At 70.5% G+C, this 24,097-nt stretch carries 24 protein-coding genes and 1 tRNA gene; 10 read left to right on the forward strand and 15 right to left on the reverse strand.

Annotation, left to right across the window (positions count from 1 at the left end; translation table 11 throughout):
• Positions 1 to 32: 32 nt before the first annotated feature.
• From ACPCHZ_RS05505 to ACPCHZ_RS05520, 4 genes are all read right to left on the reverse strand, one after another.
• A complete protein-coding gene (locus ACPCHZ_RS05505) occupies positions 33 to 3,308 on the reverse strand; it encodes an arabinosyltransferase domain-containing protein (protein WP_423483851.1) in 3,276 nt (1,091 codons plus the stop codon).
• Entirely contained in the window at positions 3,301 to 5,130 is a 1,830-nt protein-coding gene (locus ACPCHZ_RS05510; protein WP_423484646.1) for a galactan 5-O-arabinofuranosyltransferase, read from the reverse strand. Before ACPCHZ_RS05510 ends, ACPCHZ_RS05505 begins: the two co-directional genes overlap by 8 nt.
• Positions 5,131 to 5,195: 65 nt before the next feature.
• Positions 5,196 to 5,978 (reverse strand): decaprenylphospho-beta-D-erythro-pentofuranosid-2-ulose 2-reductase, encoded by a 783-nt coding sequence (locus ACPCHZ_RS05515; RefSeq protein WP_423483852.1) that lies wholly within the window; start codon positions 5,976 to 5,978, stop codon positions 5,196 to 5,198.
• Positions 5,979 to 6,097: 119 nt separating this feature from the next.
• Positions 6,098 to 7,468, reverse strand: a complete 1,371-nt coding sequence (locus tag ACPCHZ_RS05520) for an FAD-binding protein (RefSeq protein ID WP_423483853.1) — start codon at positions 7,466 to 7,468, stop codon at positions 6,098 to 6,100.
• A gap of 74 nt (positions 7,469 to 7,542) precedes the next feature.
• On the opposite strand from ACPCHZ_RS05520, the gene ACPCHZ_RS05525 reads away from it, so the two are divergent.
• Genes ACPCHZ_RS05525 through ACPCHZ_RS05535 form a run of 3 tightly spaced genes read left to right on the forward strand, consistent with a single transcriptional unit; the run spans position 7,543 to position 10,243 of the window.
• Positions 7,543 to 9,405: an alpha/beta hydrolase gene (locus ACPCHZ_RS05525; protein WP_423483854.1), complete on the forward strand. Its 1,863-nt coding sequence runs from the start codon at positions 7,543 to 7,545 to the stop codon at positions 9,403 to 9,405.
• Positions 9,402 to 9,938 (forward strand): LppA family lipoprotein, encoded by a 537-nt coding sequence (locus ACPCHZ_RS05530; protein WP_423483855.1) that lies wholly within the window; start codon positions 9,402 to 9,404, stop codon positions 9,936 to 9,938. The genes ACPCHZ_RS05525 and ACPCHZ_RS05530 overlap by 4 nt, the downstream gene beginning before the upstream one ends.
• Positions 9,935 to 10,243, forward strand: a complete 309-nt coding sequence (locus ACPCHZ_RS05535) for a type VII secretion target (RefSeq protein WP_423483856.1) — start codon at positions 9,935 to 9,937, stop codon at positions 10,241 to 10,243. Before ACPCHZ_RS05530 ends, ACPCHZ_RS05535 begins: the two co-directional genes overlap by 4 nt.
• A 4-nt stretch (positions 10,244 to 10,247) precedes the next feature.
• Here ACPCHZ_RS05535 and ACPCHZ_RS05540 read toward each other — a convergent pair whose 3' ends face one another.
• The gene (locus tag ACPCHZ_RS05540; protein WP_423484647.1) at positions 10,248 to 10,643 is read right to left on the reverse strand and encodes a GtrA family protein; all 396 of its coding nucleotides are present in this window, start codon (positions 10,641 to 10,643) and stop codon (positions 10,248 to 10,250) included.
• Between the two features lie 35 nt (positions 10,644 to 10,678).
• Positions 10,679 to 12,100, reverse strand: coding sequence for a PLP-dependent aminotransferase family protein (locus ACPCHZ_RS05545; protein ID WP_423483857.1), 1,422 nt, complete (start codon positions 12,098 to 12,100; stop codon positions 10,679 to 10,681).
• Positions 12,101 to 12,149: 49 nt separating this feature from the next.
• Between ACPCHZ_RS05545 and ACPCHZ_RS05550 the strand changes: the two genes are divergently transcribed.
• Together ACPCHZ_RS05550 and ACPCHZ_RS05555 are read left to right on the forward strand one after the other, a co-directional pair.
• Positions 12,150 to 12,632, forward strand: coding sequence for a carboxymuconolactone decarboxylase family protein (locus ACPCHZ_RS05550; RefSeq protein WP_423483858.1), 483 nt, complete (start codon positions 12,150 to 12,152; stop codon positions 12,630 to 12,632).
• Positions 12,633 to 12,645: 13 nt separating this feature from the next.
• Positions 12,646 to 13,425 carry a phosphotransferase family protein gene (locus tag ACPCHZ_RS05555; RefSeq protein ID WP_423483859.1) on the forward strand — a complete coding sequence of 260 codons (780 nt, stop codon included), beginning with the start codon at positions 12,646 to 12,648 and terminating at the stop codon, positions 13,423 to 13,425.
• Here ACPCHZ_RS05555 and ACPCHZ_RS05560 read toward each other — a convergent pair.
• The 5 genes from ACPCHZ_RS05560 to ACPCHZ_RS05580 are packed head-to-tail and all read right to left on the reverse strand — an operon-like array spanning position 13,422 to position 16,898.
• The gene (locus ACPCHZ_RS05560) at positions 13,422 to 13,796 is read right to left on the reverse strand and encodes a zf-TFIIB domain-containing protein (protein WP_423483860.1); all 375 of its coding nucleotides are present in this window, start codon (positions 13,794 to 13,796) and stop codon (positions 13,422 to 13,424) included. The genes ACPCHZ_RS05555 and ACPCHZ_RS05560 overlap by 4 nt on opposite strands.
• Positions 13,797 to 13,850: 54 nt before the next feature.
• Positions 13,851 to 14,681, reverse strand: a complete 831-nt coding sequence (locus tag ACPCHZ_RS05565) for an ABC transporter permease (RefSeq protein WP_423483861.1) — start codon at positions 14,679 to 14,681, stop codon at positions 13,851 to 13,853.
• Positions 14,678 to 15,580, reverse strand: a complete 903-nt coding sequence (locus ACPCHZ_RS05570) for a glycosyltransferase (RefSeq protein ID WP_423483862.1) — start codon at positions 15,578 to 15,580, stop codon at positions 14,678 to 14,680. The genes ACPCHZ_RS05565 and ACPCHZ_RS05570 overlap by 4 nt, the downstream gene beginning before the upstream one ends.
• On the reverse strand, positions 15,573 to 16,391 hold the full coding sequence (locus ACPCHZ_RS05575) for an ABC transporter ATP-binding protein (RefSeq protein WP_423483863.1): 819 nt from the start codon (positions 16,389 to 16,391) through the stop codon (positions 15,573 to 15,575). The genes ACPCHZ_RS05570 and ACPCHZ_RS05575 overlap by 8 nt, the downstream gene beginning before the upstream one ends.
• 3 nt (positions 16,392 to 16,394) lie before the next feature.
• Complete coding sequence (locus tag ACPCHZ_RS05580; RefSeq protein ID WP_364982782.1) at positions 16,395 to 16,898, reverse strand: bacterial proteasome activator family protein; 504 nt, start codon at positions 16,896 to 16,898, stop codon at positions 16,395 to 16,397.
• A 299-nt stretch (positions 16,899 to 17,197) separates the two neighbouring features.
• On the opposite strand from ACPCHZ_RS05580, the gene ACPCHZ_RS05585 reads away from it, so the two are divergent.
• Positions 17,198 to 18,394 (forward strand): cysteine desulfurase-like protein, encoded by a 1,197-nt coding sequence (locus ACPCHZ_RS05585; RefSeq protein WP_264011543.1) that lies wholly within the window; start codon positions 17,198 to 17,200, stop codon positions 18,392 to 18,394.
• 9 nt (positions 18,395 to 18,403) lie between these two features.
• Here the strand turns inward: ACPCHZ_RS05585 and ACPCHZ_RS05590 are convergent, their stop codons facing one another.
• Positions 18,404 to 19,387 (reverse strand): NAD(P)H-quinone oxidoreductase, encoded by a 984-nt coding sequence (locus ACPCHZ_RS05590; protein ID WP_423483864.1) that lies wholly within the window; start codon positions 19,385 to 19,387, stop codon positions 18,404 to 18,406.
• 65 nt (positions 19,388 to 19,452) lie between these two features.
• Here ACPCHZ_RS05590 and ACPCHZ_RS05595 point away from each other — a divergent pair, with 65 nt between their 5' ends.
• Together ACPCHZ_RS05595 and ACPCHZ_RS05600 are read left to right on the forward strand one after the other, a co-directional pair.
• Positions 19,453 to 19,965: a MarR family winged helix-turn-helix transcriptional regulator gene (locus ACPCHZ_RS05595; protein ID WP_423483865.1), complete on the forward strand. Its 513-nt coding sequence runs from the start codon at positions 19,453 to 19,455 to the stop codon at positions 19,963 to 19,965.
• Positions 19,966 to 19,984: 19 nt separating this feature from the next.
• A tRNA-Ser gene (locus ACPCHZ_RS05600) sits at positions 19,985 to 20,074 on the forward strand.
• 7 nt (positions 20,075 to 20,081) lie between these two features.
• Here ACPCHZ_RS05600 and ACPCHZ_RS05605 read toward each other — a convergent pair.
• Positions 20,082 to 21,467, reverse strand: coding sequence for a PLP-dependent aminotransferase family protein (locus ACPCHZ_RS05605; RefSeq protein WP_423483866.1), 1,386 nt, complete (start codon positions 21,465 to 21,467; stop codon positions 20,082 to 20,084).
• Positions 21,468 to 21,514: 47 nt separating this feature from the next.
• On the opposite strand from ACPCHZ_RS05605, the gene ACPCHZ_RS05610 reads away from it, so the two are divergent.
• Positions 21,515 to 21,925, forward strand: a complete 411-nt coding sequence (locus tag ACPCHZ_RS05610; protein ID WP_423483867.1) for a hypothetical protein — start codon at positions 21,515 to 21,517, stop codon at positions 21,923 to 21,925.
• Positions 21,922 to 22,812, forward strand: coding sequence for an NAD-dependent epimerase/dehydratase family protein (locus tag ACPCHZ_RS05615; protein WP_423483868.1), 891 nt, complete (start codon positions 21,922 to 21,924; stop codon positions 22,810 to 22,812). Before ACPCHZ_RS05610 ends, ACPCHZ_RS05615 begins: the two co-directional genes overlap by 4 nt.
• Here the strand turns inward: ACPCHZ_RS05615 and ACPCHZ_RS05620 are convergent.
• A complete protein-coding gene (locus tag ACPCHZ_RS05620; RefSeq protein ID WP_423483869.1) occupies positions 22,799 to 23,623 on the reverse strand; it encodes a crotonase/enoyl-CoA hydratase family protein in 825 nt (274 codons plus the stop codon). The genes ACPCHZ_RS05615 and ACPCHZ_RS05620 overlap by 14 nt on opposite strands.
• 21 nt (positions 23,624 to 23,644) lie before the next feature.
• A complete protein-coding gene (locus ACPCHZ_RS05625) occupies positions 23,645 to 24,094 on the reverse strand; it encodes a hypothetical protein (RefSeq protein ID WP_364982803.1) in 450 nt (149 codons plus the stop codon).
• Positions 24,095 to 24,097: the final 3 nt, after the last annotated feature.

The following is a 24,097-nucleotide window of genomic DNA, read 5'->3' on the forward strand; positions in this document are numbered from 1 at the left end:
GAGGGACGATGGTATGCGACGGTCCTCGGCGGTCAGGAGAGGCGCAGCGGTGCCGGGCTCCACAACCCGCTTCGGGTCGCCGAGCCGAGGTCCAGCCGGGCCTGCGGTGCGTTCGGGGAGTACGGCGTGAGCCGCTGCAGGGCGCCCCAGTCGCGGAACCAGTCGTCGCGCAGGTAGGTGGGCACGGTGCCGGGACGCAACAGCAGTTCGGTGATGCCGAGCGGTCCGCCGCCCAGGTAGTCCATCACCGGCGAGTTGGCCTCGGCGCCGAACCGGTCGGGCAGGATGCGCCACTTGGGCACCTCGGTCACGCCGTTGCGGTGGAAGAACGGCCGCTGGCACGGGAATGCCATGCCGACCAGCCAGTCCAGCATCACCGGGTCGGTCGACCCGACGACGTCCTGCAGGGTGCGCAGCTCCGGGATGCGGGGCGGGGTCAGCGCGATCCAGTGCTGTGGTGAGAGGTCGTCGTCGGTGGCCACCAGGCGGATCACGGTGGCCTCCCGGGGGATGGCCGCAAGCGGGGCCCGCAGATTGCGCCAGGCGGGGGAGGCGCCCACGTCGGCGAACCCGACGGCGCCGCCCGGCTCGTCGGCGGCCGCGCCCGCGTCGGTGGCCCACTGCACGACGACCTCGCCGGGATCGAAGCGGCCCGCGGCCGCCACGGCCAGCAGCGGTGGCTCCTTCTCGCTGTCGCGCGACGGCAGCCGGTACCACGCCGAGCGCAGTGCGGCCGTCTGCTGGGTGCCGCTGCGCCAGCTGCCGAGCACCGGGGTGCGGGCGGGATCGAGGCCGTAGGGCAGCCGGGCCCGCGAACCGTTGACGCCCGCCCTGGCCGTGGTGCCGCCCTCGGTGCCGGCCTCGCCGTCGGTCTCCAGGCCGCTGTCCTCGGGTGTGTCGGCGAAGTTGGCCGAGCCGGGCTGGTCCATCACCGGGTCGGCGGACACGTCGGTCGGGATGCCGTTGGGGCCGAAGCCCTGGTCGGTGACTGCGCCGAGGGCGTCGCCCACCGGCACGTCCACCGGCTGCAGCAGCCCGGCGTTGATGTCCTGCTCCACCATCACGTCGTCGGCCAGCCCACACGTCTTGCCGGTCAGCGCCTCGAGGTTGGACCGGCCGTTGCTCCACGCCGGGTACTGGTCGGTCATCGCCAGCGTCAGCGAGACCACCTCGAACATCACCAGCAGCCACGTGGCGATCGCCAACGGCGACTGCATGATCCGTCGCCAACGCAACCGGCCGGCCGCATCGGGTGAGGTGTCGCGGCCGGAGAAGTGGTACCAGGCCGCCGCCAGCAGGGCGAGCACCGCCAGCCCGAGCAGGATGGTGCTGAATCCGAACTTCCACTCCGGGAACGCGTTCGACCACGGCACGCCGAAGTTCGAGACGTACCACCAGCCGTTGACGGTGGCGAACGACAGCGCCATCACGAACAGCACCGCCGCGGCGAACATCGACCGGTTGCGACGCGAACGCATCGCCGCGGCCGTCACCGCGACCGCCGCCAGCGCGCCGAGCGATCCGGCCAGTCCGGCGAACACCCCGAAGTGGTGCGTCCACTTGGTCGGCGTGAACATCATCACCAGGAACGAGATGATCGTGATGCCGACGATGCGCCGGCTCGGGCCTGCCGCGGTGCCGGGGATCCTGCCCTTGCGCAACGTCATCGCCACCGACACCGCCAGCGCGAGCAGCAGTGTCAGCACGGCGAACCGGCGTGCCACCGAGCCGTCGGGGCTGAGGGTGAACAGCCGCTCGTACCGGATGTGTTCGTCGAACCAGCTCAGGCTGGGTCCGATCGCGGACTTGAAGGAGCTGGCCTGGATCTCCGCGGCCAGCGTCTGGTCGCGGAAGACCAGGATGACGGTGACGGTCGCCGCGGCCAGGATCGGCGCCAGTAGCGCCAGGTAGCCGAATTGCGAGACATGGCGCGCCACAATGGTTTTCAGCGGTCCGACCGCGACGAGCAGGGCGCCGACGGCGGCGATGCCGGTGGGCCCGGAGAACAGCGTGAGCGCGCCGATGATGATGGCGATCGCGACCGGGAGCAGCCTGCTGGTGGCCACGCCACGCTCGACCGAGCACCAGGTCAGCAGGATGCCGAGGGCGATGATCGGCTCCGGCCGAAGCCCGTTGTTCAGCGGCAGCCAGAAGGCCAGGAACAGCCCGGCCGCCGTCCACGCCGCCGCCTGACTGGTCTTGACCGTGTGGCCGAGCCGGGGGATCACCTCACGGCTGATCAGCGCCCAGCACAGCAGCCCCATCACCAGGGTGGGCAGCCGCACCCAGGCGCTGGTGGTGCTCACCTGTGCCCACAGCGCGAGCAGGTCGTAGTACCAGCCGAACGGCGCTTCGGGGGTGCCGAACCAGCGGTAGTAGTTCGCCATGTAGCCGGCGTGCTCGGACACCCGGGCCATGGTGAGGATGTAGCCGTCGTCGGCGGTGTTGGCGCCGACGAAGTGCCACCACACCAACACCGCGGTGACCAGCCCGTCCAGCGGCTTCACCCGCCACCAGCGGGCGGGCAGCAGGCGCCGGTGTCGCATTCCGTCGGCGGTGTCGAGGACGTGCAGGGCGCCGAGGGCGACCAGCGTCAGCACCACGCCGAGCACCATCGTCAGCGACTTCAGCAGTGTCGGTGTGGTGCTGTAGCGGGAGTCGACGGTCGCGGAGAACTCCAAGCCCGGCGGCGCCCGGCCGGACAGGTCGGTGAACACCCCGACGATCTGGGGACGGAAGTCGTAGCCGCCGCGTTCGCCGCGCAGGGGCGCACCGGGGTTTTCGTCGTCGGGTCCCTGCGTCAGCCCGACGAACTCCCCGGTGATCTTGTCGGCGTGCGCGGTGAACGTGAGTTCGCGGCAGTCCGGCCCGAGCACCTGTGACAGCGGTGCGCTGACCACCGGCGTGTTGCGCACGATCACCAGCAGGTTGTTGTCCACCCGCTCGATGAGCAGTCCGCGGTCGATGGCCTTGGGCGCCTGCTTGGGCACCGTGGACACCAGCACGGTTCGGCCTGCGTTCTGCGGACCGACCAGTCCCGCGGCGGCCTGGCAGGGCACGGTGATGGTGAGGTCGGTGGCGACGTAGCCGATCAGCGGGGCGTTGACGCTCTCCAGCACGCCGTCCTGCGGCCAGTTGAGTGTCGCGGTGGTCTGCTCCACCGGCAGCAGCGGGGTGGCCATCGCCATCGCGGCGCCGAGCAAGCCGGCGACGATCGCGATGATGCGCGCGGTGCGGTGGTTACCGTTGCGCACCGCCTCGCCGACCACGGGGCTTGATGTTAGTGGCCTGGATTCCGTGTCAGCCATCGACCGGTTTCCGGATCGCCAGGACGAACGGCCCGATCTCGCTGACCTCGAAGCGGGGGTCGTCGAACAGCGCCGCGTCGAGCGCCACCTGGTAGCGGCGCACATTGGGCTGGTTGGGGTAGACGTCGGAGGCCAGCCGCAGCGTGTAGCTGTCCGACGACCCGCCGGGCCCGCCGTGGCGCATCAGGAACACCGTCGGCGGATCCCAGGGCAGTGCGTCGAGGGCATCGACGAACTGGTCGGCGCTGCTCAGCGAGCCCCAGCTCTCGATGGCGTCGGCGCGCTTGTCGAACTGCGCGAGCGGGTTGGCGTAGTGCGACGTCAGGCCCTGGAAGCCGTAGTAGGGGTAGAAGGACAGGAAGCTGTAGTCGGCGGTCAGCACCACGGTCCGGTCGCGGGGCCGCCCGGTGGTCGCCAGGATGGTCTCGTCGATCTTGCGGTAGTGCTTCTCCGCGCCGGGTGGGCGGCGGTCGGCGCGCTGGCCGTCGCCGCCGGTGTCGGTGTAGGCCACCGTGATGTCGGGCCGCAGCACGTCGGGGATGTCCTGGGTGAACGTCAGCGCGCCGATCGCACCCAACGCCGTCGCTGTGGCCAGCAGCCTCCTGCTGGAGAAGCTGTCGGCGAGCCCGCGGGCGCCCTCGATGAAGCCGAACGTGCCCGCCGCCGCCAGCAGCACCACCAGTGTCGGCTGCAGCCGGAAGGACAGCAGCGTGGTGCCTGCGAGTGTGGTCAGCATCGACAGCAGCGACCAGGCGTAGACCGCCAGCACCGCGGCGGCCAGCGCACCGGCCCGCACCGATACGCGGGCCCGCACGATCAGCCAGATGGTGCCCACCATGCACAGCGCGCCGAGCATCGTGAAGCTCAGCATCGGGAACGACAGCTGGGCGCCGTCGGCGGGCAGGTAGTGCTGCGCGGTCCCCGAGCCGGCCGGCGACCCCTTCGCCGCGGCGATGACGTACGGGCCCCAGTGGATCAGCGCGATCAGGCCGGACAGCACGGCGATCACGGCCAGTCGCAGCACCGGCTGCCAGCTGCGCCGGTGCACGGCGAGCGCCGCACCCATGATCGCCAGCGTGAACGCGGCGAACCCGAACAGCAGCGTGTAGAACAGTGCGGCCACGCCGAGGAACACCCCGACGCCGACCACCGCCGCCCAGCCCCGTTCTCGCCCCCGCAGCCCGGACCACCCCAGCACGAACACCGGCGGCAGCAGCACGGCGATCACCGCGGCGTACGGTTCGGCCGGCGAGTAGGCCAGCATCACCGCGGCGGTCGCGGCGGTGACGAGCACCGCGTACTCGAAGCGGACCATCGCCGCCCACAGCGCCAGCGCGATCGCCACCGCGATCGCGATCGACGTGATGGCCCACGGCTTGAACATCTCCCAGGCCGGGGTGCCGGTCAGCGCTGCCAGCCTGCCGCCGATCCAGAACCAGCCCGACGGGTAGTACGGCGGCAGCCCGATGTAGGTCATGTCGTGCGGGGCCGCGGTGTCGGTGAGGCGGGTCAGGTACTCGGTGCGGAACTGCTGGTCGACGGAGACGCCGAACAGGTAGAGCTTCGTCGCGCCGAGCGGCATCGCCAGCGTCACCACCGCGAATGCGGCCAGGAACACCTGCGCGGCCAGCCGGGCGATCAGCCTGCGGCCGCGCCGCCACAGCCAGATGGCGGCGAACAGCCCTGCCAGCGCACCGAACTGGCCGACCGTCGTCAGTGCGTGCAGCTGGTTGGACGAGTTGTAGGCGGGCCACTCGACGCGTGCGATAGCGACGAGCGACACCACCGACACCAGTACGGCGATCGCTGCGGCGACCGCCATCTGACCGAGTACGGCCAGCGCGCTGCGCACTGCCGACACCCCGGTCGCGCCGCTCCCGCCCACCGTCAGATCGGCAGTTTGCGGAAGATCGGCCGCGGGATGTGCCGCAGCACCATCATCACGTAGCGGAACAACCCCGGCGCCCACACGAGGTCCTTGCCCTTGGTCGACGCCGTGACGGCCAGCTCGGCGACGTCTTCTTTGTCGACGGTGAACGGCGCCTCCTTGGCCCCGGTGGCCTCCCAGTGCCGGATAGTCGTCGTCGTCCGTACCTGGCCGGGCCGGATCACCAGCACGCGAACCCCGTACTCGCGCAACGCCTCTCCGAGGCCAAGGTAGAAGCCGTCCAGGCCGGCCTTGGTGGATCCGTATACGAAGTTCGACCGCCGCACGCGCTCGCCTGCCGCCGAGCTCATCGCGATGATCCGGCCGGAGCCCTGCGCGCGCATCCTCTCCCCGAGCAGGACGCCGACCGACACCGCTGCGGTGTAGTTGATCTGGGCGATCTGCACCGCCTTGCGCTGGTTCTGCCACAGCTCCTCGGCGTCGCCGAGCAGGCCGAACGCCACGATCGCGACGTCGACGTCGCCGCCCTCGAAGGCCGCCTCGATCACGCCGGGATGGCTTGTGGTGTCGACCCCGTCGAAGTCGATCCACTCGACGGACCGGGCGCCGGCGGCACGCATGGCGTCGATCGCCCTGTCCTTGGCGGGGTGGTCGGGCAGGTCGGCCAGCACGATGCGGGCGCGCGCGTTGCGCAGGTAGCGCTCGCAGATGGCCAGGCCGATCTCCGACGTACCTCCGAGCAGCAGGATGGTCTGCGGATTACCTACGGCGTCGAGCACCATGCAGTACAGCTCCCAGCGTCGGGTGTGTCATCGGCGGATCGAATCAGTCAAGAGGGTACCGTGCCGCCTTTCGGGTCCCGATTTTCTGTCCCTGCCACTCCACCGCCGATGCGACCGAGCTACAGCAGTTCGAGCCGGCGCGCCATGTCCGAGACGAACACGCCGTCGGGATCCACCCTGCGGCGCACCGCGATCCACTCGTCGATCCGCGGGTACATGGCATGGAACATCTCCGCGGTGGTGCGGTTGTCCTTGGCCGTGTAGAGCCGGCCGCCGAATTCGAGCACCCGCTTGTCGAGGCCGTTGAGGAACTCGTTGAGCCCGGCCTTGATCGGGAAGTCGACGCAGACGTTCCAGCCAGGGATCGGGAAGCTCAGCGGCGCCTGGTTGCCCGGGCCGAACAGCTTGAACACGTTGAGGAACGAGTAGTGCCCGGAGCGCTGGATGTCGACGATGATCGCCTTGAACTCGTCGACGGCCTCGGTGGGCACCACGAACTGATACTGACCGAAACCCGCTGAGCCGTAGGCCCGGTTCCACTCGCCGAACATGTCCAGCGGGTGGTAGAACTGCGTCAGGTTCTGCACCTTGGCGCGGTAGGTGCCCGACTTGCGGTACCACAGCTCGCCGATCGGCCCGAACGTCCACTTGTTGGCGAGCCCGTTGGGGAAGACGTCGGGGAACGTGAGCAGTTGCGGCGCATCGAATTTCAGCGGGTTCTTCTGGAGTTTCTCCGGCAGCTGGTCGAGGCGCGCCAGCGAGCCGCGGGAGATGGCCGCGCGGCCCAGCTTCGGCGGCGGGCTGATCGCATCGAACCAGGCGCTCGAGTAGGTGTAGTTGTTCTCGCTGCCGTCGCTGTGGAAGGCGATGGTCTCGTCGAGGCTGCTGGTGACGTCACCGTCGGCGATGAAGTAGGCCGTCTCGGTGGGCGTCATCGCGATCCTCGCGCGCAGGATGATGCCGGTCAGCCCGTTCCCGCCGACGGTCGCCCAGAACAGGTCGGCGTCCGCGCCGTCCGGGGTGATGCTGCGGATCTCGCCGTTGGCCAGCAGCAGGTCCATCGAGCGGACGTGGTTGCCGAAGCTGCCCGCGCTGTGGTGGTTCTTGCCGTGGATGTCGCAGGCGATCGCCCCGCCGATGGTGACCTGCCGGGTGCCGGGCAGCACCGGCACCCACAGTCCGAGGGGCAGTGCGGCACGCATGAGCTGGTCGAGGTTCACCCCGCCGTCCACATCGACGACGTGGGTGTCCGAATCCATCGAGTGGATGCGGTTCAGCGCATTCATGTCGACGACGAGACCGCCGCCGTTCTGCGCGTTGTCGCCGTAGGAGCGGCCGAGCCCGCGGGCGATGACGCCGCGCTCACCGGCCTCGACCACCGCCTTGGCGATCTCGTCGGGCTCCGGGGTCGACAGCACGCGGGCCACGCTGGGCGCCGTTCGGGCCCAGCCCGTCAGCTTTCTGCTCGTCACACCCGTAGTCCCAGACATCGAGACGAGGGTACCGCCCGCGGCGCGGGCACCGAATTGGTGCGCCGACCCCCGCGGCGCCGCCGGTAATCTCGATGACCGAGGTGGGGAGCCCGGGCATGCAGCTGAGCGACATCGACTCGTGGAACGTCGGTGCCCTGCAGTCCATTGCCTTCGAGCTCAACGACGAACTCAAGACCGTCGAGGGCGTCGCATCGGACCTCGACCTGATCTCCCGGCTGCCGGGCTGGGATTCCCCCGCCGCCGAGGCCGCCCGCGGCAAGATCGGCGAGAGCAAGGGCAAGGTCCTCGACGACGCCGCGGTGATCGGTGCGGTGGCGCAGCTGGCCGAGGAGACCGGCAAGGCGGTGACGGAGCTCCAGTCGGAGCTGGCCAGGATCCGCGCCGAGGTCGCGGCGCAGGGCGGGATGCTCACGCTGGCGGACAACGGCGACATCACCGTCCACGGTTCGCCGGAGACCCGCGAAGAGCTCCAGAACATCGCCGAGAACCTCGAGATCCGGGCCAAGGCACTGATCCACCAGGCCGAGGACGTCGACGCCGACTGTGCGGAGGTGTTCACCAACCTGTCCGAGGGCGACGTCACCGCCAACGGGGCCACCGACTTCGCCGGCGCCCAGCAGATGGGCCGCGACCACTCCGGGCTGTCGGCGCCCTCCCCGCCCGAGGGTGAGGGGGTGACGCCGCAACACGTCAGAGCGTGGTGGGAGGGGCTGTCTGAGGACGAGCAGAACAGGGTCAAGGCGGAGCACCCGGAATGGATCGGCGACCGCGACGGCGTTCCGGTGCCCGCGCGTGACGAGGTGAACAGGGCCGAACTGGACCGGGAGCTCGCCGAGGCGCAGCGCGACGTCGACGCGCTACCGCCGACCCTGCAGGAGTATCTGCAGCAGCAGGGCATCAAGCCCGACCGGGGCGCGGCGGGTGCCGTCCAGGAGTACAACCGGATGAAGGCCGACCGTGAGGGCAGACTGGCCGAGCTGCAGGGGTTGAAGGACTCGCTGGCACAGAAGAGCGACAAGGACCCGCCGAAGTACCTGATGCTGCTGGAGTTCCCGGAGGGCCGCGAGCCGCGGGCCGCCGTCGCGGTGGGCAACCCCGACACGGCCGAGCACGTCACGGTGACGGCGCCCGGGGTGGGGACGACGCTCGACAGTGTGCCCGGCATGGTCACCGAGGCGGGCGCTCTGCGCACCGAGATAGCCACCCAGCTGGACCTCGCAGGCGTGCAGGGCGAAGAGGTCGCCACCATCGCCTGGCTGGGATACGAGCCGCCGCAGGCCGACGACATCTCGATCCTGGAGGCGGGCTCCGACCGCAGGGCCAACGAGGCCGCGCCGGATCTCGCCGAGTTCTACCGCGGCATCAACGCCACCAACGAGCACGGTGCGGACGTGAACCTGTCGGCCTTCGGCCACTCCTACGGCTCGCTGACCACGGCGCAGGCGCTCAACGAACTCGGCGAGACCGGTGTGGTCGACAACGCGGCGTTCTACGGGTCGCCGGGCCTCGGCTTCACCGACGAGACCACCACCGAGTACCACGGCAACGTGCCGTACCAGACGCACGTGCCGATCAGCGACGAGTCGGACCTGTTCCTCGCCGACGGCCACGCCTACGTGATGTCGGCGCCCGGCGACCCGATCTCCGGTGACCCGTCGAAATGGGGCATCCCCTATCCGTCGGCGGGCGACCTGGGCGCATTCGGACCCAATCCGCTCACGCTGCCGCTCGAACAGCTGTCGTCGGAGGCTGCCGTCACCCACGACGGCGTGCCCCGTCCCGGCGCGGTCGCCCACTCGGACTACCCCCGCCCGGTCGAGGTCCCGGGATACGACGAGGACCAGCTGCGCACACCGGCCTACAACCTTGCGATCATCGGTGGTGGGCTGGCGGACGTTCCGCTCAAGGACGGGGAGAGCAGGCTGGTGCGATGACCAAGACATTCCTGGCCCTGCTGCTCACCGTGTTCGTGGCGGCGGGCTGCGGGGGAGGCGGCGCCGATGGCGACTCGCCGAGCGCGACAGCGGAGGTGCCCGTGACCGCACTCGCCGACCTCCCGGACGCAGAGCAGGCCCGGCTGCAGATGGTCGACCTGATCGAGCGGGTCCGCGACGAGGTGATCCGGCTGGTTCCCGAGAGCGCGCCGTGGCGGTGGAACCGCGACGAGAACTGGGCCGACTGCACGCAGGAGGCCACCGGGCAGAAGGGGCTGTCGGTCAGCACCCAGAACATGATCTCCGACATCTCCTTCGACGACGCGCAGTGGGGCCTGGTGTTCCCCGCGGTGCAGCGGGTGGTGGCCGCGGAGGGATTGACCAACGTCTCGGCGATGGTGGACTCCTCGTTCAACCACGACGTCCGGATCAGCAGCGACGACGGCCGCACCCTGCGCCTGGGGTCCAAGGAGGCGTCGTTGATCAAGGGTTACGTCGCGTGCCGCCGCCCGGCCCCCGAGGGCATCCGGTGAGTGAGATCGAGGTCGACACCGCCGAGGTGCGCCGCTCGGCCGACCAGATGAGCGTCGTGGCGCAGGAGGCGGCGTCGAGCCGCTCCGGGGTGGCCGACAGCATCTCCGGTCAGACGGCGGCGTGGAAACAGGCGGGTACGCCGGGCTTCTCGAAGTTCGTCGGCATCCTCGAGGCGCAGGCCGAGCGGCTGCGCGCCGACCTCACCGGACTCGGTGACAAGCTGCGCGCGGCGGCCGACGTCTACGACCAGCAGGACCACGAGGGCGGGGAAGCCCTGGACAGCACCGTCGGCGGCACCGACTAACCGGTCAGCGCAGCCGGAAGATCACCGTCCGCTGCACCACGAAGTTGATCACCGTCGCCGTGCCCTGGGCGATCACGAACGCGACCGGCACCCGCCACGGCTTGTCCTCCAGGAGGGTGAAGAACGCGTAGTTGATGCCGACCTGCGCGACGTAGGTGGTGGCGTACAGCGCGCACACCGCGAGGAATCTCGCCCGGCTCGGCGGCGCCTGGAACGTCCAGCGGCGGTTGATCAGGTACGCGGTGGTGGTGCCCGCGATGAAGCTCAGCGTCTTGGCGACGTTGACGTGCAGACCGAACTCCAGCAGCAGCACGTAGAGGCCGAAGTCCACGACCGCCGACAGCCCGCCGGTGACGAGGAAGCGCCAGACCTGGGTGCGCAGCGACATGCCTGGCGGCATCGGGGGTTCGGCCACCCGGGCAGCTTACGGGGTCGCTACCGCCGCAGCGTCTCGGTGAGGACGCCGCACAGCGCGTCCACCGCGGCCGGGAACGCGTGGTCGGCGGGCGTGCCGAAGCCGACGATGACGCCGTCCGGTTCCGGCACGTCGGGTCCGGCCAGCGGATGTCGCATCCGCGTCAGGCCGGCCACGCCGACGCCCGCTTCGCCGGCCCGGCGCAGCACCTCGTGTTCGGTGCCGTCGGGAAGGGTGAGCAGCAGGTTGATCCCGGCCGACATCCCGCGGACGCCGACGTCGAACGGGGCGAGCCGCTCCACCAGCGCGTCGCGGCGGTGGCGGTAGCGCAGCCGCATCCGGCGGATGTGCCGGTCGTACTGGCCGCTGGTGATGAAGTCGGCCATGGTGAGCTGCGCGATGGTGTCGACGTAGAACTGTTCGCCGCCCGCGGCGTCGAGCACCGGCTCGACGAGGTCGTCGGGCAGCGCCATCCAGCCCAGCCGCAGTGCCGGGGACAGGCTCTTGCTGGCCGAGCCGATGTAGACCACGCGGTCGGGGCCGAGGCTGTGCACGGCGCCGACGGGCTGGCGGTCGTAGCGGAACTCCCCGTCGTAGTCGTCCTCGATCAGGTAGCCGCCGGTGCGCTGCGCCCAGTCGACGACGGCGGTGCGCCGCGCCGGGTGCAGCGACATGCCGTGCGGATTGTGGTGCGCCGGAGTGAGCAGCACCGCGGGGGTGTCGAGGCCGTCGAGTTCGCCGACCCGGGCGCCGTCGTCGTCGAGGCCGATCGGGACGGTCGGGACGCCGAGCGCCTCGATGGCGTCGCGGAAGATGAACAGGCCGTAGGCCTCGACGGCGATCGGCCTGCCCGGCGATGCTCGGGAGAACACCCGGGTGAGCAGTTCGACGCCGTGCCGTGCGCCCGCGGTGATGACGATCGTCTCCGCAGAGGTGCGGACCCCGCGCACGCGGGCCAGGTAGTCGGCGAGCGCCTCGCGCAGTTCGGGCCTGCCGCGGGCGTCGCCCATCCGCAGCGCCTCGTTGGGTGCGTTGGTCAGCGCCCGGCGCGCGGACGCCAGCCACGCCGACCGCGGGAACTGGGCGACGTCGGGCGAGCCGGGTTGCAGGTTGTGCCGGGGCACCCCGGGTGTCCCGCGCGGCCGGGTGGGCAGGCGGCGCGCGTTCGTGGTGACCACCCAGGTGCCTGCGCCCTGCCGCGAGGCCAGCCAGCCCTCCGCGGTCAGCTCCGCATACGCCTCAGCGACGGTGTTGCGGGCCAGTCCGAGGTCGCCGGCCAGTGAGCGTGACGGCGGCAGCATCGTGCCCGCAGCCAGCCGCCCGGACCGCACGGCGTCGCGCAGCGCGCCGATCAGCTGGTCGCGCACGCCGCGGGAGCCGGGGCGCACCGCACGCAGGTCCAGGTGCAGGTCGCGCGCCCCCGAATTGGCCCACGAAGTCACCGCTGGATTGAACCATGAAGATGGGCTTTTCCGCACTAGCGTTGGCGGCATGACACAGACACTCGACACCGCCACCATCGACCACAAGCCGAACCGCATCAAGATGTTCAAGGCCGCACCCGAGATTTACGAAGCGATGATGCAGCTGTCGAACGCTTCGGCCAAGGACGTCGAACCGCTCATCGGCGAACTCGTGAAGATCCGTGCCTCGCAGATCAACCGCTGCGCTTTCTGCCTGGACATGCACGTCCACGACGCCCGCAAGCTCGGCGAGACCGAGCAGCGGCTGGCCCTGATCGCGGCCTGGGAGGAGGCAGGCGACCTGTTCGACGACCGCGAGCGGGCCGCTCTGGCGCTGGCCGAGGCGGTCACCGAGGTGGCCCATCACGGTCAGGTGCCCGACGAGGTCTACGACCGCGCGGCCGAGGTGTTCACCGAGCGTGAGCTGGCGCAGGTGATCGCCATGGCGGTGACCATCAACGCGTGGAACCGGATCAACCTCGCCGCGCCGAACCCGCTGCCGCGTCGCTGATTACGGTGGACGGGTGCTGACCCGGTCCGGTGCGCAGATCGACGTCGTCGGCGACGTCGTGCACAAGCTGCACCGGGCCGGGACGGACCCGAGGGCATTGACCGTGCGCCTGCACGCGGCAACCCGGCTCGCCGGGTCGGGGCCGGGCTGTCTGCTCGCGCCGTTGCGCGACCATCCGGAACCGGTGGGAGACCGCTGGCGCACACGCTGGCCGCGGGTGGAAATCGTTGCCCAAGAACCGGACCGATTGCCGTGGGCGGCCGCCGCCCGGCTGCTGGCGACACTGCACGCCCAGCCGCCGCTCGGGCCGGAGCGCCGGCTGCCGCACGGCTGGCCCGCCCGGTTGCGCCGGTCGGTGGGCCGGGCGCGCCGGAGCGGCGGGGGTGTCGTGTACGCGGCGGCGGCGGCGCTGCCCGACGCGGCGTGGCGGGCAGGCAGCGCCGACCGGCCCGCGGTGCTGGTGCACGGCGACTGGCACCTCGGCCAGCTCGGCCGCCGCACGCCGGGCTCGCCGTGGCTGCTGATCGACATCGACGACCTCGGGGTCGGCGACCCCGCATGGGACCTCGCGCGGCCGGCCGGGTTCTGGGCGGCGGGGCTGATCCCGGATGCGGACTGGGCGGCGTTCCTCGACGCCTACCGGGACGCCGGCGGCGTCGCGGTCCCCGCGGCGCCGGCCGATCCATGGCCGGTGCTCGAACCGTTCGCCCGCGCGGCCGTCGTGCATGCCGCCGCCAACCGGCCCGACGACGACCTGTTGCTGGCGGCCTGCGCTCGGATGGTGACGGGCTAGCTCGAGAAGAACAGCCCGCCGAAGCCCTGCTTGCGGTAGCGCTTGTTGCCGCGGTGGCCCCAGCCCGGCCCCTGGTCGTAGCCGTGTCCGTGGCCCTGGCCGTAGCTTTGGCCGTAGCCCTGCGGGTAGCTCTGGCCGTAGCCCTGCTGCTGGGGCGGTGGCGGCGGCGCGGCGAACCGGTTCTCCAGTTGGGTCAACGACTCGAGCTCGCCGAAGTCGAGGAAGATGCCCCGGCAGGTGTCGCACTGCTCCAGGTGAATGCCGTTGCGCTCGTAGGTCTTCATGACCCCTGCGCACTTCGGGCACAGCAGCGGGGTGCCGGCACCGGACGACGACGCGGACGGCGGCGGTTCATATGGCGGAATGCTCATATGTCGACAACGGCCGGGAAGCCTGAGAAGTGCCTGTACGCCGGAACGGCCGCACTAGACCCAGTACGGCACCCGCGCGCGGTACTGCCGCATGGCCAACGCCGCCAGGATCCAGCCGATCACCGTCAGCACGAGCACCACCACCCAGTGCCGCAGCTCCTGGTCGGCGCCGAGCAGCGGCGCGCGCACGATGTCCAGGTAATGCAGCAGCGGGTTCAGCTCGACGAGGCGGGCGTAGTTGCCCGCACCCTGCTGCTGCAGCGTCGCCTCGTTCCAGATGATCGGCGTCATGAAGAACAGCAGCTGCACCAGCGAGGCGAGCAGCGGCCCGATGTCGCGGTAGCGGGTGGCCAGGATGCCGAAGCACAGCGACACCCAGATGCAGTTGAGCATGATGAGGAACAGCGCCGGGAAGACCGCGAGATCCGTCCAGTGCCACGGCTTCGGGTAGATCACGGCGATGATCACGAAGATGATCATGTTGTGGCCGAACAGGATGAGCTGCCGCCACACCAGCCGATACACGTGCACCGAGAGCGGCGTCGGAAGCTGTTTGATCAGACCTTCATTGGCGATGAAGACCTCGGACCCCTCGAGGATCGCGGCGTTGATCAGGTTCCAGACGATCAGCCCCATCGTGACGTAGGGCAGATGTTCGGCCAGTTCGAGCTTGAACAGCTTGGAGTACAGCAGCCCCATGGCGACGGCGGTGGCGCCGGTCGCGATCGTGATCCAGAACGGGCCGAGCACCGACCGGCGGTACCGCTGCTTGATGTCCTGCCAGCCGAGCTGCAGCCACAGCTCGCGCTTGCCGAAGCCGCCGGCCAGATCGCCCCACGCCCTGCCGAAGGTCCGCGACTGGGCCGCCGCGTCGGTGAACGTCATCGAGAAAACCTTTCGCGTCGGCCCAACCGGCGCAGCCGCACCCATTCGCGCAGGCCCGCCGGATCCCGCTTCGACACCAGGAAGAACCAGCCGAACCGCACCCACTCCTGCACCTGCAGCTTGCGCAGGCCGGGTTGCGACAGCAGGTAGCCGCGGTTGCGGTAGGTGAAGAACCGCTTGGTGTCGTCGTCGGGGTACTGGGTGTGCATGCGCCCGCCGAGGATGGGTTTGAACTCGTCGCTGCCACACGGGTGCAGATAGCTGGTGTCCAGGCAGGTGCCGAACCGGATGCCGGAGCGAACCAGCCTGCGGTGCACCTCCACCTCGTCGCCCCGGACGAACAGCCGCAGGTCCGGAACCCCGACCGCCTCCACGGTGGCCGCGGACAGCAGCGCCCCGTTGAACAGCGACGCGATGCCCTCGAGCAGGTCGCCGCTGCCGTCGACGCGCAGTTCGTCCACCCGCCGCCGCCACACCAGCCCGCGGCGCAGCGGGAAGGCCAGTCGCGACGGGTCGTCGATGTCGCACACCATCGGCGACACCTCGCCGAGCGAATGCCGGGCGGCGCAGGCCATCAGGGTGGCCAGCACGTCGGCGTCCGCAGGCCGGCCGTCGTCATCGGCCAGCCACACCCAGTCGGCGCCCAGTGCCAGTGCATGCAGCATGCCGAGCGCGAATCCCCCTGCACCGCCGAGGTTTCGGCGTGAGCCCAGATAGGTCGACGGCACCGGCTGGCCGGTCACCAGATCGCGTACGCGGGTGTCCGAGTCGGAGAAGTCGTTGTCGACGACGATCAGGTGGTCCGGCGGGCGGCTCTGGGAGGCCAGCGCCTTGAGCGACCGGGCCAGCGGATCGGGGCGCCGGTGGGTGACCACCACCGCGATCACTAGCTCAGTCACGTGCGTCCTCTCGCGCGCGCTCCTCCTCGAGCACCTCGCGCACGTGCCGCGCAGCGTCCTCGCCCTCGTAGGCGCGCACCACGTCCTCGATGCCGCCGGTCATCTTGATCGTGCCGTGGTCCACCCACATCGCGGTCTTGCACAGCCGGGCCAGGAACTCGTTGGAGTGGCTGGCGAACACCAGGATCCCCGACCGTTCCACCAGGGCCGCCAACCTGGTCTGCGCCTTGCGCAGGAACTCGGCGTCCACCGCGCCGATGCCCTCGTCGAGCAGCAGGATCTCCGGGTCGATGCTGGTGACGACGCCCATCGCGAGCCGCACCCGCATGCCGGTGGAGTACGTGCGCAGCGGCATCGACAGGTACTCGCCGAGCTCGGTGAACTCGGCGATCTCGTCGACCTTGGCCATCATCTGCTTGCGGGTCTGGCCGAGGAACAGGCCGCGGATGATGATGTTCTCGTATCCGGAGATCTCCGGGTCCATGCCGACGCCGAGGTCGAACACCGGCGCCACCCGGCCGGTGACGGTGGTCGAGCCGCGGGTGGGTTCGTAGATGCCCGACAACAGCCGCAACAACGTCGACTTGCCAGCCCCGTTGTGGCCGACCAGGCCGACGCGGTCGCCGTGCTCCAGTGACATGGTGATGTCCCGCAGCGCCTCGATCACCACGACGTTCGACGAGTTCCGGCCGATCGTCCCGCCGGCCTTACCCAGGAACGCCTTCTTCAGCGAGCGCGACTTCGCGTCGAAGATGGGGAACTCCACCCACGCGTTGCGCGTCTCGATGCGCGGCTCGGAGAAACCGGTCACGGCCTAGAGGTACTGCCCGGTCCCGGGCTGCGTCGGCCCGCCGCGCTGTCCCGGCACCGCGATACCCGGCGGCAGCGCACCCTGACGCATCTGCTCGAGCTGCTGACGGGCGGCCATCTGCTGGGCGAACAACGCGGTCTGGATGCCGTGGAACAGCCCCTCCAGCCAGCCCACCAGCTGTGCCTGCGCGATGCGCAGCTCGGCGTCCGACGGCGTGCCCTCCTGGAACGGCAGCGTGAGCCGGTCGAGTTCGTCGCGCAGCTCCGGCGCCAGGCCCTCCTCGAGTTCGCGGATGCTGGTCTGGTGGATGTCGCGCAGCCGGTTGCGGCTGGCATCGTCCAGCGGCGCCGCGCGCACCTCCTCGAGCAGCTGCTTGATCATCGTGCCGATCCGCATCACCTTCGCCGGCTGCTCCACCAGGTCCGTCAGTGACCTGTCGTTGTCGCCGGAGTCGCCGTCCGGACCACCGATGATCTCGATGTTGTCGTCGTCGGAGCTCATAGTCATGTCCCTGAGGTTCCCTGTATCTCTGTCTCACGCTGACTCTGGTCGTCGCCTGCGACAGTAGTCCGCGTCCCCGGAGCCCCACTGCGGGGACGGGCCCGTCCCGACCTGCGCGTGGGGGCCACCAGCAACAACCGCGCGATTAGCACTCCGATCCGGAAGCTCCCTGCATTACTATTACGGCCCAGGCGTCCGGCCCAGGCGCGCCTCGGGGATGCCGTCAGGCATCGGCAGGCGACGGCCGTGCGCCCACCGGCTTCGAGCCGGTTGTCGGGAATCACGGACCCTTTAAGGTGGCTGGCATGGCATACGACGTCGCCCGGGTGCGTGGTCTGCACCCGTCGCTGGGCGACGGCTGGGTGCACTTCGACGCCCAGCACGGGATGCTGTTGCCCGACTCGGTGGCAACGACGGTGTCCACGGCCTTCCGCGGCTCGATCTCCACCACCGTCGGTCCGCATCCGTCCGCCCGCCGCAGCGCCGCCGTGCTGGACGCGGCCCGGCAGGCCATCGCCGACCTCGTGAACGCCGACCCGCGCGGGGTGGTGCTCGGCGCCGACCGCGCGCTGCTGCTGTCCTCACTGGCCGACGCGTCGTCGGCACGGGTCGGCCTCGGATACGAAGTGGTGGTCACCCGGCTCGACGACGAGGCCAACATCGCGCCGTGGTTGCGTGCGGCCAACCGCTACGGCGCCAAGGTGAAGTGGGCCGAGGTCGACATCGAGACCGGCGAGCTGCCCGCGTGGCAGTGGGAGGGGCTGATCAGCCGGCCCACCCGGCTGGTCGCGATCGCGTCCGGGTCGTCGACCCTGGGCACCGTCACCGATCTGCGTGCGGTGACCAAGCTGGTGCACGAGGTAGGCGGGCTCGTCGTGGTTGATCATTCGGCCGCCGCGCCGTACCGGCTGATCGACATCGAGGAGATCGAGGCCGACGTGGTGGCGGTGAACGCCCTGGCGTGGGGCGGGCCGCCGATCGGCGCGCTGGTGTTCCGCGATCCCTCGACGATCGACTCCTTCAGTTCGGTGTCGCTGAATCCCTATGCCACCGGGGCGGCGCGGCTGGAGATGGGCACGCACCAGTTCGGCATGCTCGCCGGGGTGGTGGCCAGCGTCGAGTACCTGGCGTCGCTCGACGAGTCGGCCAGCGGTTCCCGCCGCGAAAGGCTTTCGCTGTCCATGCAATCGGCGACGTCGTACCTGAACCGGTTGTTCGACTACCTGCTCGTCTCGCTGCGGTCACTGCCCCTGGTGATGGTGATCGGTCGTCCCGAGGTGCGCATCCCTGTGCTCAGCTTCGCGGTACGCGACGTGCCCGCCGAGCGGGTGGTGCAGCGCCTGGCCGACAACGGCGTGCTGGCCATCGCGAACGCCAACTCGCGGGTGCTCGACGTCATCGGCGTCAACGACATCGGCGGCGCCGTGACCATCGGGCTGGCGCACTACAGCACCACCGCCGAGGTCGATCAGCTGGTGCGTGCGCTGGCCTCGCTCGGCTGAGTCACACGCTCAATCCGTAACGCGCAGAAGCACTTTCCCGGACACATCGCCGGAGTCGAGCAGTTCGTGCGCGGCCTGCGCCTCCTGCACCGGGAACTCCGCGCCGACGATCGGGCGCACCCGGCCGTCGGCGATCATCGGCCACACCTCGGTGCGCACGGCCGCCACGATCTCGCCCTTGCCGCCCGGCCCGTCGACCGGCCGGGCCCGCAGCGCGGTGCCGATCACGCCGGCCCGCTTGCCGATCAGCTTGCCGACGTTGAGTTCGCCCTTCAGGCCGCCCTGCATGCCGATGATCACCACGCGGCCGCCGACGGCGAGCGCGTCGACGTTGCGGTCGAGGTAGGACGCACCCATGATGTCGAGGATCACGTCGGCGCCCGCGCCGTCGGTCTCCTCGCGCAGTCGCTCGACGAAGTCCTGTTCGCGGTAGTTGATCAGGAAGTCGGCGCCGAGTTCCTGACACAGGTCCAGCTTGTTGGCCGATCCGGCGGTCACCGCGACCCGGCAGCCCAGCGCGAGCGCCACCTGGATCGCGTGGGTGCCGATGCCGCTGGCGCCGCCGTGGACGAGCATCACCTGCCCGGGCTGCAGTCCGGCCGTCATCACCAGGTTCGACCACACCGTGCACGCCACCTCCGGCAGCGCCGCGGCGAGATGGAGTTCGACCGCGTCGGGCACCGGGAGCACCTGCGCAGCGGGCACCGCGACGAACTCTGCGTAGCCGCCCCCTGCCAGCAACGCGCAGACCGGCTGTCCAGGCGTCCATTCGGTGACGCCGTCGCCGAGCGCGTGCACGGTGCCGGACACCTCGAGACCGATGATGTCGCTCGCGCCGGGGGGCGGCGGATACTTGCCCGCGGCCTGCAGCAGGTCGGCCCGGTTGACCCCGGCGGCGGCGATCCGGATGGTGATCTCTCCGGGTCCGGGGGTGACATCGGGGACATCGTCCCAGGTCAAGCGGTCAGGCGCGGAAGCGACAATGGCACGCATCAATGCAACCCTACTACGCGTGCAGTTCCGCTCCGATCGTCGCGGCGAAGTCCTACCATGACGCCATGGAGGGGATGATTGCGGGGCGAACAGCAAGTGATATGCCGGGGCTTGACATCGGTGAACAGCGATCCTGGCAAAATTTTTTGGATTCCGCGCTGCGGATGTATGCGACGCTGAACCGGTCGCTCGTCGAGGCCCATCACCTGACGCTGAACGACGTCAGGCTGCTGGACATCCTGGACAAGTCGTCGACCGGGTCCGCGCGGATGGGGGATCTGGCCGACGGGCTGATGTCGCTGCCGAGCCGGGTCACCCGGCAGATCCGGCGGCTGGAGACGGCGGGGCTGGTGCAGCGCCGGGCGAGTCCGGACGACGGGCGCGGGGTGCTGGCGGCCATCACCGAGGAGGGCCGCCATCACGTCCGCAAGGCGATGGTCACCTACGGCGACGACGTCCGTGCCCACTTCCTGGGCCGGCTGTCGCGTGCGCAGGTCGCGGCGATGGGGGAGAACTGCCGCCGGATCAGTGTGGGGCTGCAGACCAGCGCGCCGCCCGCGAAGTTCGGCCGCGCGTAGAGCCCGTATTCTGTTGCGCGGTGGCGTGGCAGAGCGGCCTAATGCACTCGCCTTGAAAGCGAGAGACGGCTAACACCGTCCGGGGGTTCAAATCCCTCCGCCACCGCCACGGCGGCTCAGCGCACCGCCCGCGCCAGCATCTCGACGCCCGCGCCGATCTGCGTCTCGGTGAGGTTGGCGTAACCCAGGATCAGGCCGGGCGGCGCGGTGGCCGCGTCGTGATAGCAGGGCGCGAGCGCCTCGACCCGCACCCGCATCGCGCCCGCACGTCGCACCACCTCGTCGATCGGGACGCCTGCAGGCAGCAGCACCGTGAGGTGCAGCCCGGCCGCGGCGCCGAGCACGGTGGCCTCGGGCAGCTCGCGATCGAGCGCGCGCAGCAAGGCGTTTCGCCGTGACACGTAGCGCCGGCGCATCTGGCGCAGGTGCCGGTCGTAGCCGCCGGAGGTCAGCAGCTCGGCCAGCGCGATCTGGTCCATCACCGGACTGCCGGTGTCCGCCAGGCCCTTGGCGACGGTGACGGGGGCGACGAGGTCGGTGGGCAGCACCATCCAGCCGATCCGCAGCCCCGGCGCCAGTGTCTTGCTCGTGGACCCGACGTACACCACCCGATCGGGCGCCATGCCCTGCAGTGCGCCGACGGGCGCACGGTCGTAACGGTATTCGGCGTCGTAGTCGTCCTCGACCACCAGGTGTCCCGACCGCGCCCAGTCCAGCAGCGCGGAGCGCCGCGCCGCGCTGAGCACCACGCCGGTCGGCGAGTGGTGCGCGGGGGTGGCCAGCACCACCGACGCGCCGCCCGCGGACAGGGCGGCCACGTCGAGGCCGTGCTCGTCGACCGCAGCGGCTTTCGGATCGATGCCGTTGTGCTGCAACACCATCCGGTGCAGCCAGAATCCGGGGTCCTCCGTCGCGAACGAGCGGCCTTCGAGTACCCGGGCCAGCAGGGCGACGGCCTGCGTGACACCGGACGTCAGCACGATGTGCTGGGGATCGGCCTGCACGCCGCGGGCGCGCCGCAGGTAGGCGGCCAGTGCCGCCCTGGTGGCGGGCACACCCTGCGGCGCGACGTATCCGAGCGCCTCGGACGGGGTGCGGGCGAGGCCGAGGCGCAGCGCGCGCAGCCAGGCGTCCCGCGGGAAGCTGCCGAGATCCGCCGAGCCGGGCCGGAAGTCGACGTCATACCGGGGCGGCCCGGCGGGGTGCCGCTCGGCGGGCGTCCGGACGCCGTCGACAGCCGCGACCCGGGTGCCCGATCCCTGCCTGCTGTGCAGGAAGCCCTCCGCCGTGAGCTGGTCGTAGGCCTCCACCACCAGGCGCCGGGACACGCCGAGGTCGGCGGCGAGCACCCGGCTCGACGGGAGCCGGGTGCCCTCGGTCAGCCGTCCGGTGCGGATGGCGGCGCGCAGCCCGTCGGCGAGCTGGCGGTGCAGGGGTTCGGCCCTGCCGCGATCCAGCTGGACCAACAGCTCCGGTCCCGAAGTGGTACCCGAATCCGGCATGGAAGTGGAGCCTAGTACGGAGCCACCTGCGGGATAGCGTGATCGGCATGACCACCGCGACCACCCGTGCCCCGTCGCGCTACGCCGAGGTGGTGCTGATCGTGTTCGGGCTGTACTCGGTGCTCATCGGCGTGTTCATGCTGGTGGCGCCCGGAGTCTTCTTCGACACACTCGGCAACTTCGGCGTGCGCAACGACCACTACATCTTCGACAACGCCTCCTTCGAACTGCCGCTCGGACTGCTGATGCTGGCCGCCGCGCGGTGGCCGTCCTGGCGGGTGCCCGCGCTGGCGTTCGCCACGCTGCACTGGGCACTGCACGCGGTCAGTCACCTCGTCGACCCGCACCACGGCGCCGGCGACGTCGTCGGCTGGATCGAGGCCGCCGGCCTGGTGGCCACCACGGCGATCCTGGCGATTGCGCTGCGGCACAACGTCACAGCGCAGCGTCGATCGTGAAAGTTCTGGTCGCCGGCGCGACGAGTGTGCCCGGCCTTCCGCTGCTGCGCGAACTGCGCGCCCGCGGCCACGACGTGGTCGGCATGACCCGGTCGGCCGCCAGGACGGCGCAGATCTCCGCCACAGGGGCCGACGCCGTGGTGGCCGACGTCTTCGACACCGCGGAGGTGGAGTCGGTGCTCGCCGACGTCGCACCCGATGCGGTGGTCAGCCTGCTCACCACGCTGCCGAAGTACGGACCGTTGCGGGCCAAGGACTTCGAGCCCGCGACGAAGCTGTGGAGCATCGGCGCGCCGAACCTGGTGGCCGCCGCGAAGCGGGCAGGCGTGCGCCGGGTGGTGGCCGAGTCGGTGATCTTCGCCTACGGCTATCCGCCGACCGGGCCACCGCTGATGGACGAGTCCGACCCCTATCCCGGCCCGCCGCCACCGAACGGGGCGGGCTTCCTCGGCGCGCTGCGCGCGATGGAGCAGGCGGTGCTGGCGGCCGACGGAATCGTGTTGCGCTACGGCGTTTTCTACGGTCCCGGCGTCACCCACGACGACCTGTTCCGGAAGCTCGCCAGGTTCTGGGCCGTGCCTGCGCTGACGGGCGGCGGGATCCTGTCGTGGGTGCACATCGACGACGTCGCCCGCGCGACCGCCGATGCGGTGGAGAAGGGCAGGCCCGGGCAGATCTACAACGTCGTCGACGACCGGCCGCAGTCCTTCGGCGACTACATCCGTGAACTCAACGCGAAACTGGGCAGGCCCAAGCCGTGGCCGATCTCGTCGAAAGTCGTCGGCCTGGTGTCGTCCTACCCGGCGACGGCGTTCGGCGACACCTGGCTGCCGCTGTCCAACGCGAAGGCCAGGGCCGAACTCGGCTTCGCGCCTATTCCCCGGTGAAGTTCGGCGGCCGCTTGCCGAACATCGCGGTGATGCCCTCGGTGAGGTCCTTGCTCGGCAGGAACGCCGCGTTCCACGCCGCGACGTAGCGCAGGCTCGCCGCCACCTGGGCGGTGCGCTGCTCGTCGAGCACGTCCTTGACGCCCTGCACCACCAGCGGCGGGTTGGCCGCGATCTCCGCGGCGGTGGCGTGCGCGGCGGCCAGGGCGGCGTCGGCGTCGTCGAACACGTCGTTGACGAGCCCGATACGCGCCGCGCGTGCCGCGTCGATGTCCTTGCCCGTCAAGGCCAGTTCGCGCAGGTGCCCGTCGGACAGGATCAGCGGTAGCCGGGCGAGGCTGCCCACGTCGGCGACTATGGCCAGCTTGACCTCGCGCACCGAGAACTTCGCGTCGGCGCTGGCGTAGCGGATGTCGACGGCGCTGATGAGGTCGACGCCGCCGCCGATGCACCAGCCGTGCACCGAGGCGATGGTGGGGGTGCGGCAGTCGGCGACCGCGGTGATCGACTGCTGCATCTTCTTGAGTCGGGTGTGGAAGTCGGTGCGGGCCCGGGCCAGTGCGCCGTCGGCGAGCATCGGGGTCAGGGTGTCGCCCATGGCGGCCAGGTCGAGGCCGTAGCTGAAGTTCCTGCCCGAGCCCGTCAGCACGATGGCCCGCACGTCGGGGTCGGCGTCCAGGGCGGCGAACACCTCGGGGAGCTCGGCCCAGAAGGCCGGTCCCATCGCGTTGCCCTTGCCGGGACCGACCAGCGTCACCCGTGCGACGTGGCCGTCGACGTCGACGGCGACCGACTCGTATGTTTCACCCATGCCGTGCAGGCTATCGCCCGGCTATCCGGCCGGTCCCATCACGGCGTCGCGCACCGGGGAGCTCGGCAGGATCTGGCACATCGCGTCGGCCATGATCTGGGCGACCCACGGCTCGTCGATCCCGCCGCCAGCCTGCTCGGAGAGGATCGCCTTGATCACCGCGAGCCGGGTGGCTTCGTCGAGGCCCTGATACTCCGAACACGTCATCGTGGTGGCGTTCGGCGGGGCGGGCACCTCAGGCACCGGCGTCGAACCCGGAAGCCCGGGGATCTTGAAGTCCGGCATGCCCGGGATCTGCGGCAGCCCGGGGATGCCGGGCATCGCGGTGGGTGAGTCCGGTGACGCGGGTGACGACAGCGGCGGGCCGGGCTCGGTGGTCTGCGCGACGGTGCCGGTGGTGGTGTTCGAGCAGCCGGCCAGGACGCCTGCGGCGATCAGCGTTGTCGCCGCTACCCGCATACGGGTCTTCATCTG

Source organism: Mycobacterium sp. NPDC050041 (assembly GCF_049541695.1).
GTDB lineage: Bacteria > Actinomycetota > Actinomycetes > Mycobacteriales > Mycobacteriaceae > Mycobacterium.

Bases quoted from the DNA above. Each gene is read 5' to 3' on its own strand.
- ACPCHZ_RS05595 (WP_423483865.1), top strand. From the start codon at position 19,453: ATGGAGGGGATGATTGCGGGGCGAACAGCAAGTGATATGCCGGGGCTT.
- ACPCHZ_RS05605 (WP_423483866.1), bottom strand. From the start codon at position 21,467: ATGCCGGATTCGGGTACCACTTCGGGACCGGAGCTGTTGGTCCAGCTG.
- ACPCHZ_RS05520 (WP_423483853.1), bottom strand. From the start codon at position 7,468: ATGTCTGGGACTACGGGTGTGACGAGCAGAAAGCTGACGGGCTGGGCC.
- ACPCHZ_RS05580 (WP_364982782.1), bottom strand. From the start codon at position 16,898: ATGACTATGAGCTCCGACGACGACAACATCGAGATCATCGGTGGTCCG.
- ACPCHZ_RS05540 (WP_423484647.1), bottom strand. From the start codon at position 10,643: ATGCCGCCAGGCATGTCGCTGCGCACCCAGGTCTGGCGCTTCCTCGTC.
- ACPCHZ_RS05510 (WP_423484646.1), bottom strand. From the start codon at position 5,130: ATGGCGGTCGCCGCAGCGATCGCCGTACTGGTGTCGGTGGTGTCGCTC.
- ACPCHZ_RS05505 (WP_423483851.1), bottom strand. From the start codon at position 3,308: ATGGCTGACACGGAATCCAGGCCACTAACATCAAGCCCCGTGGTCGGC.
- ACPCHZ_RS05565 (WP_423483861.1), bottom strand. From the start codon at position 14,681: ATGACGTTCACCGACGCGGCGGCCCAGTCGCGGACCTTCGGCAGGGCG.
- ACPCHZ_RS05610 (WP_423483867.1), top strand. From the start codon at position 21,515: ATGACCACCGCGACCACCCGTGCCCCGTCGCGCTACGCCGAGGTGGTG.
- ACPCHZ_RS05585 (WP_264011543.1), top strand. From the start codon at position 17,198: ATGGCATACGACGTCGCCCGGGTGCGTGGTCTGCACCCGTCGCTGGGC.
- ACPCHZ_RS05590 (WP_423483864.1), bottom strand. From the start codon at position 19,387: ATGCGTGCCATTGTCGCTTCCGCGCCTGACCGCTTGACCTGGGACGAT.
- ACPCHZ_RS05515 (WP_423483852.1), bottom strand. From the start codon at position 5,978: ATGGTGCTCGACGCCGTAGGTAATCCGCAGACCATCCTGCTGCTCGGA.
- ACPCHZ_RS05625 (WP_364982803.1), bottom strand. From the start codon at position 24,094: ATGAAGACCCGTATGCGGGTAGCGGCGACAACGCTGATCGCCGCAGGC.
- ACPCHZ_RS05560 (WP_423483860.1), bottom strand. From the start codon at position 13,796: ATGAGCATTCCGCCATATGAACCGCCGCCGTCCGCGTCGTCGTCCGGT.
- ACPCHZ_RS05550 (WP_423483858.1), top strand. From the start codon at position 12,150: ATGACACAGACACTCGACACCGCCACCATCGACCACAAGCCGAACCGC.
- ACPCHZ_RS05525 (WP_423483854.1), top strand. From the start codon at position 7,543: ATGACCGAGGTGGGGAGCCCGGGCATGCAGCTGAGCGACATCGACTCG.
- ACPCHZ_RS05620 (WP_423483869.1), bottom strand. From the start codon at position 23,623: ATGGGTGAAACATACGAGTCGGTCGCCGTCGACGTCGACGGCCACGTC.
- ACPCHZ_RS05530 (WP_423483855.1), top strand. From the start codon at position 9,402: ATGACCAAGACATTCCTGGCCCTGCTGCTCACCGTGTTCGTGGCGGCG.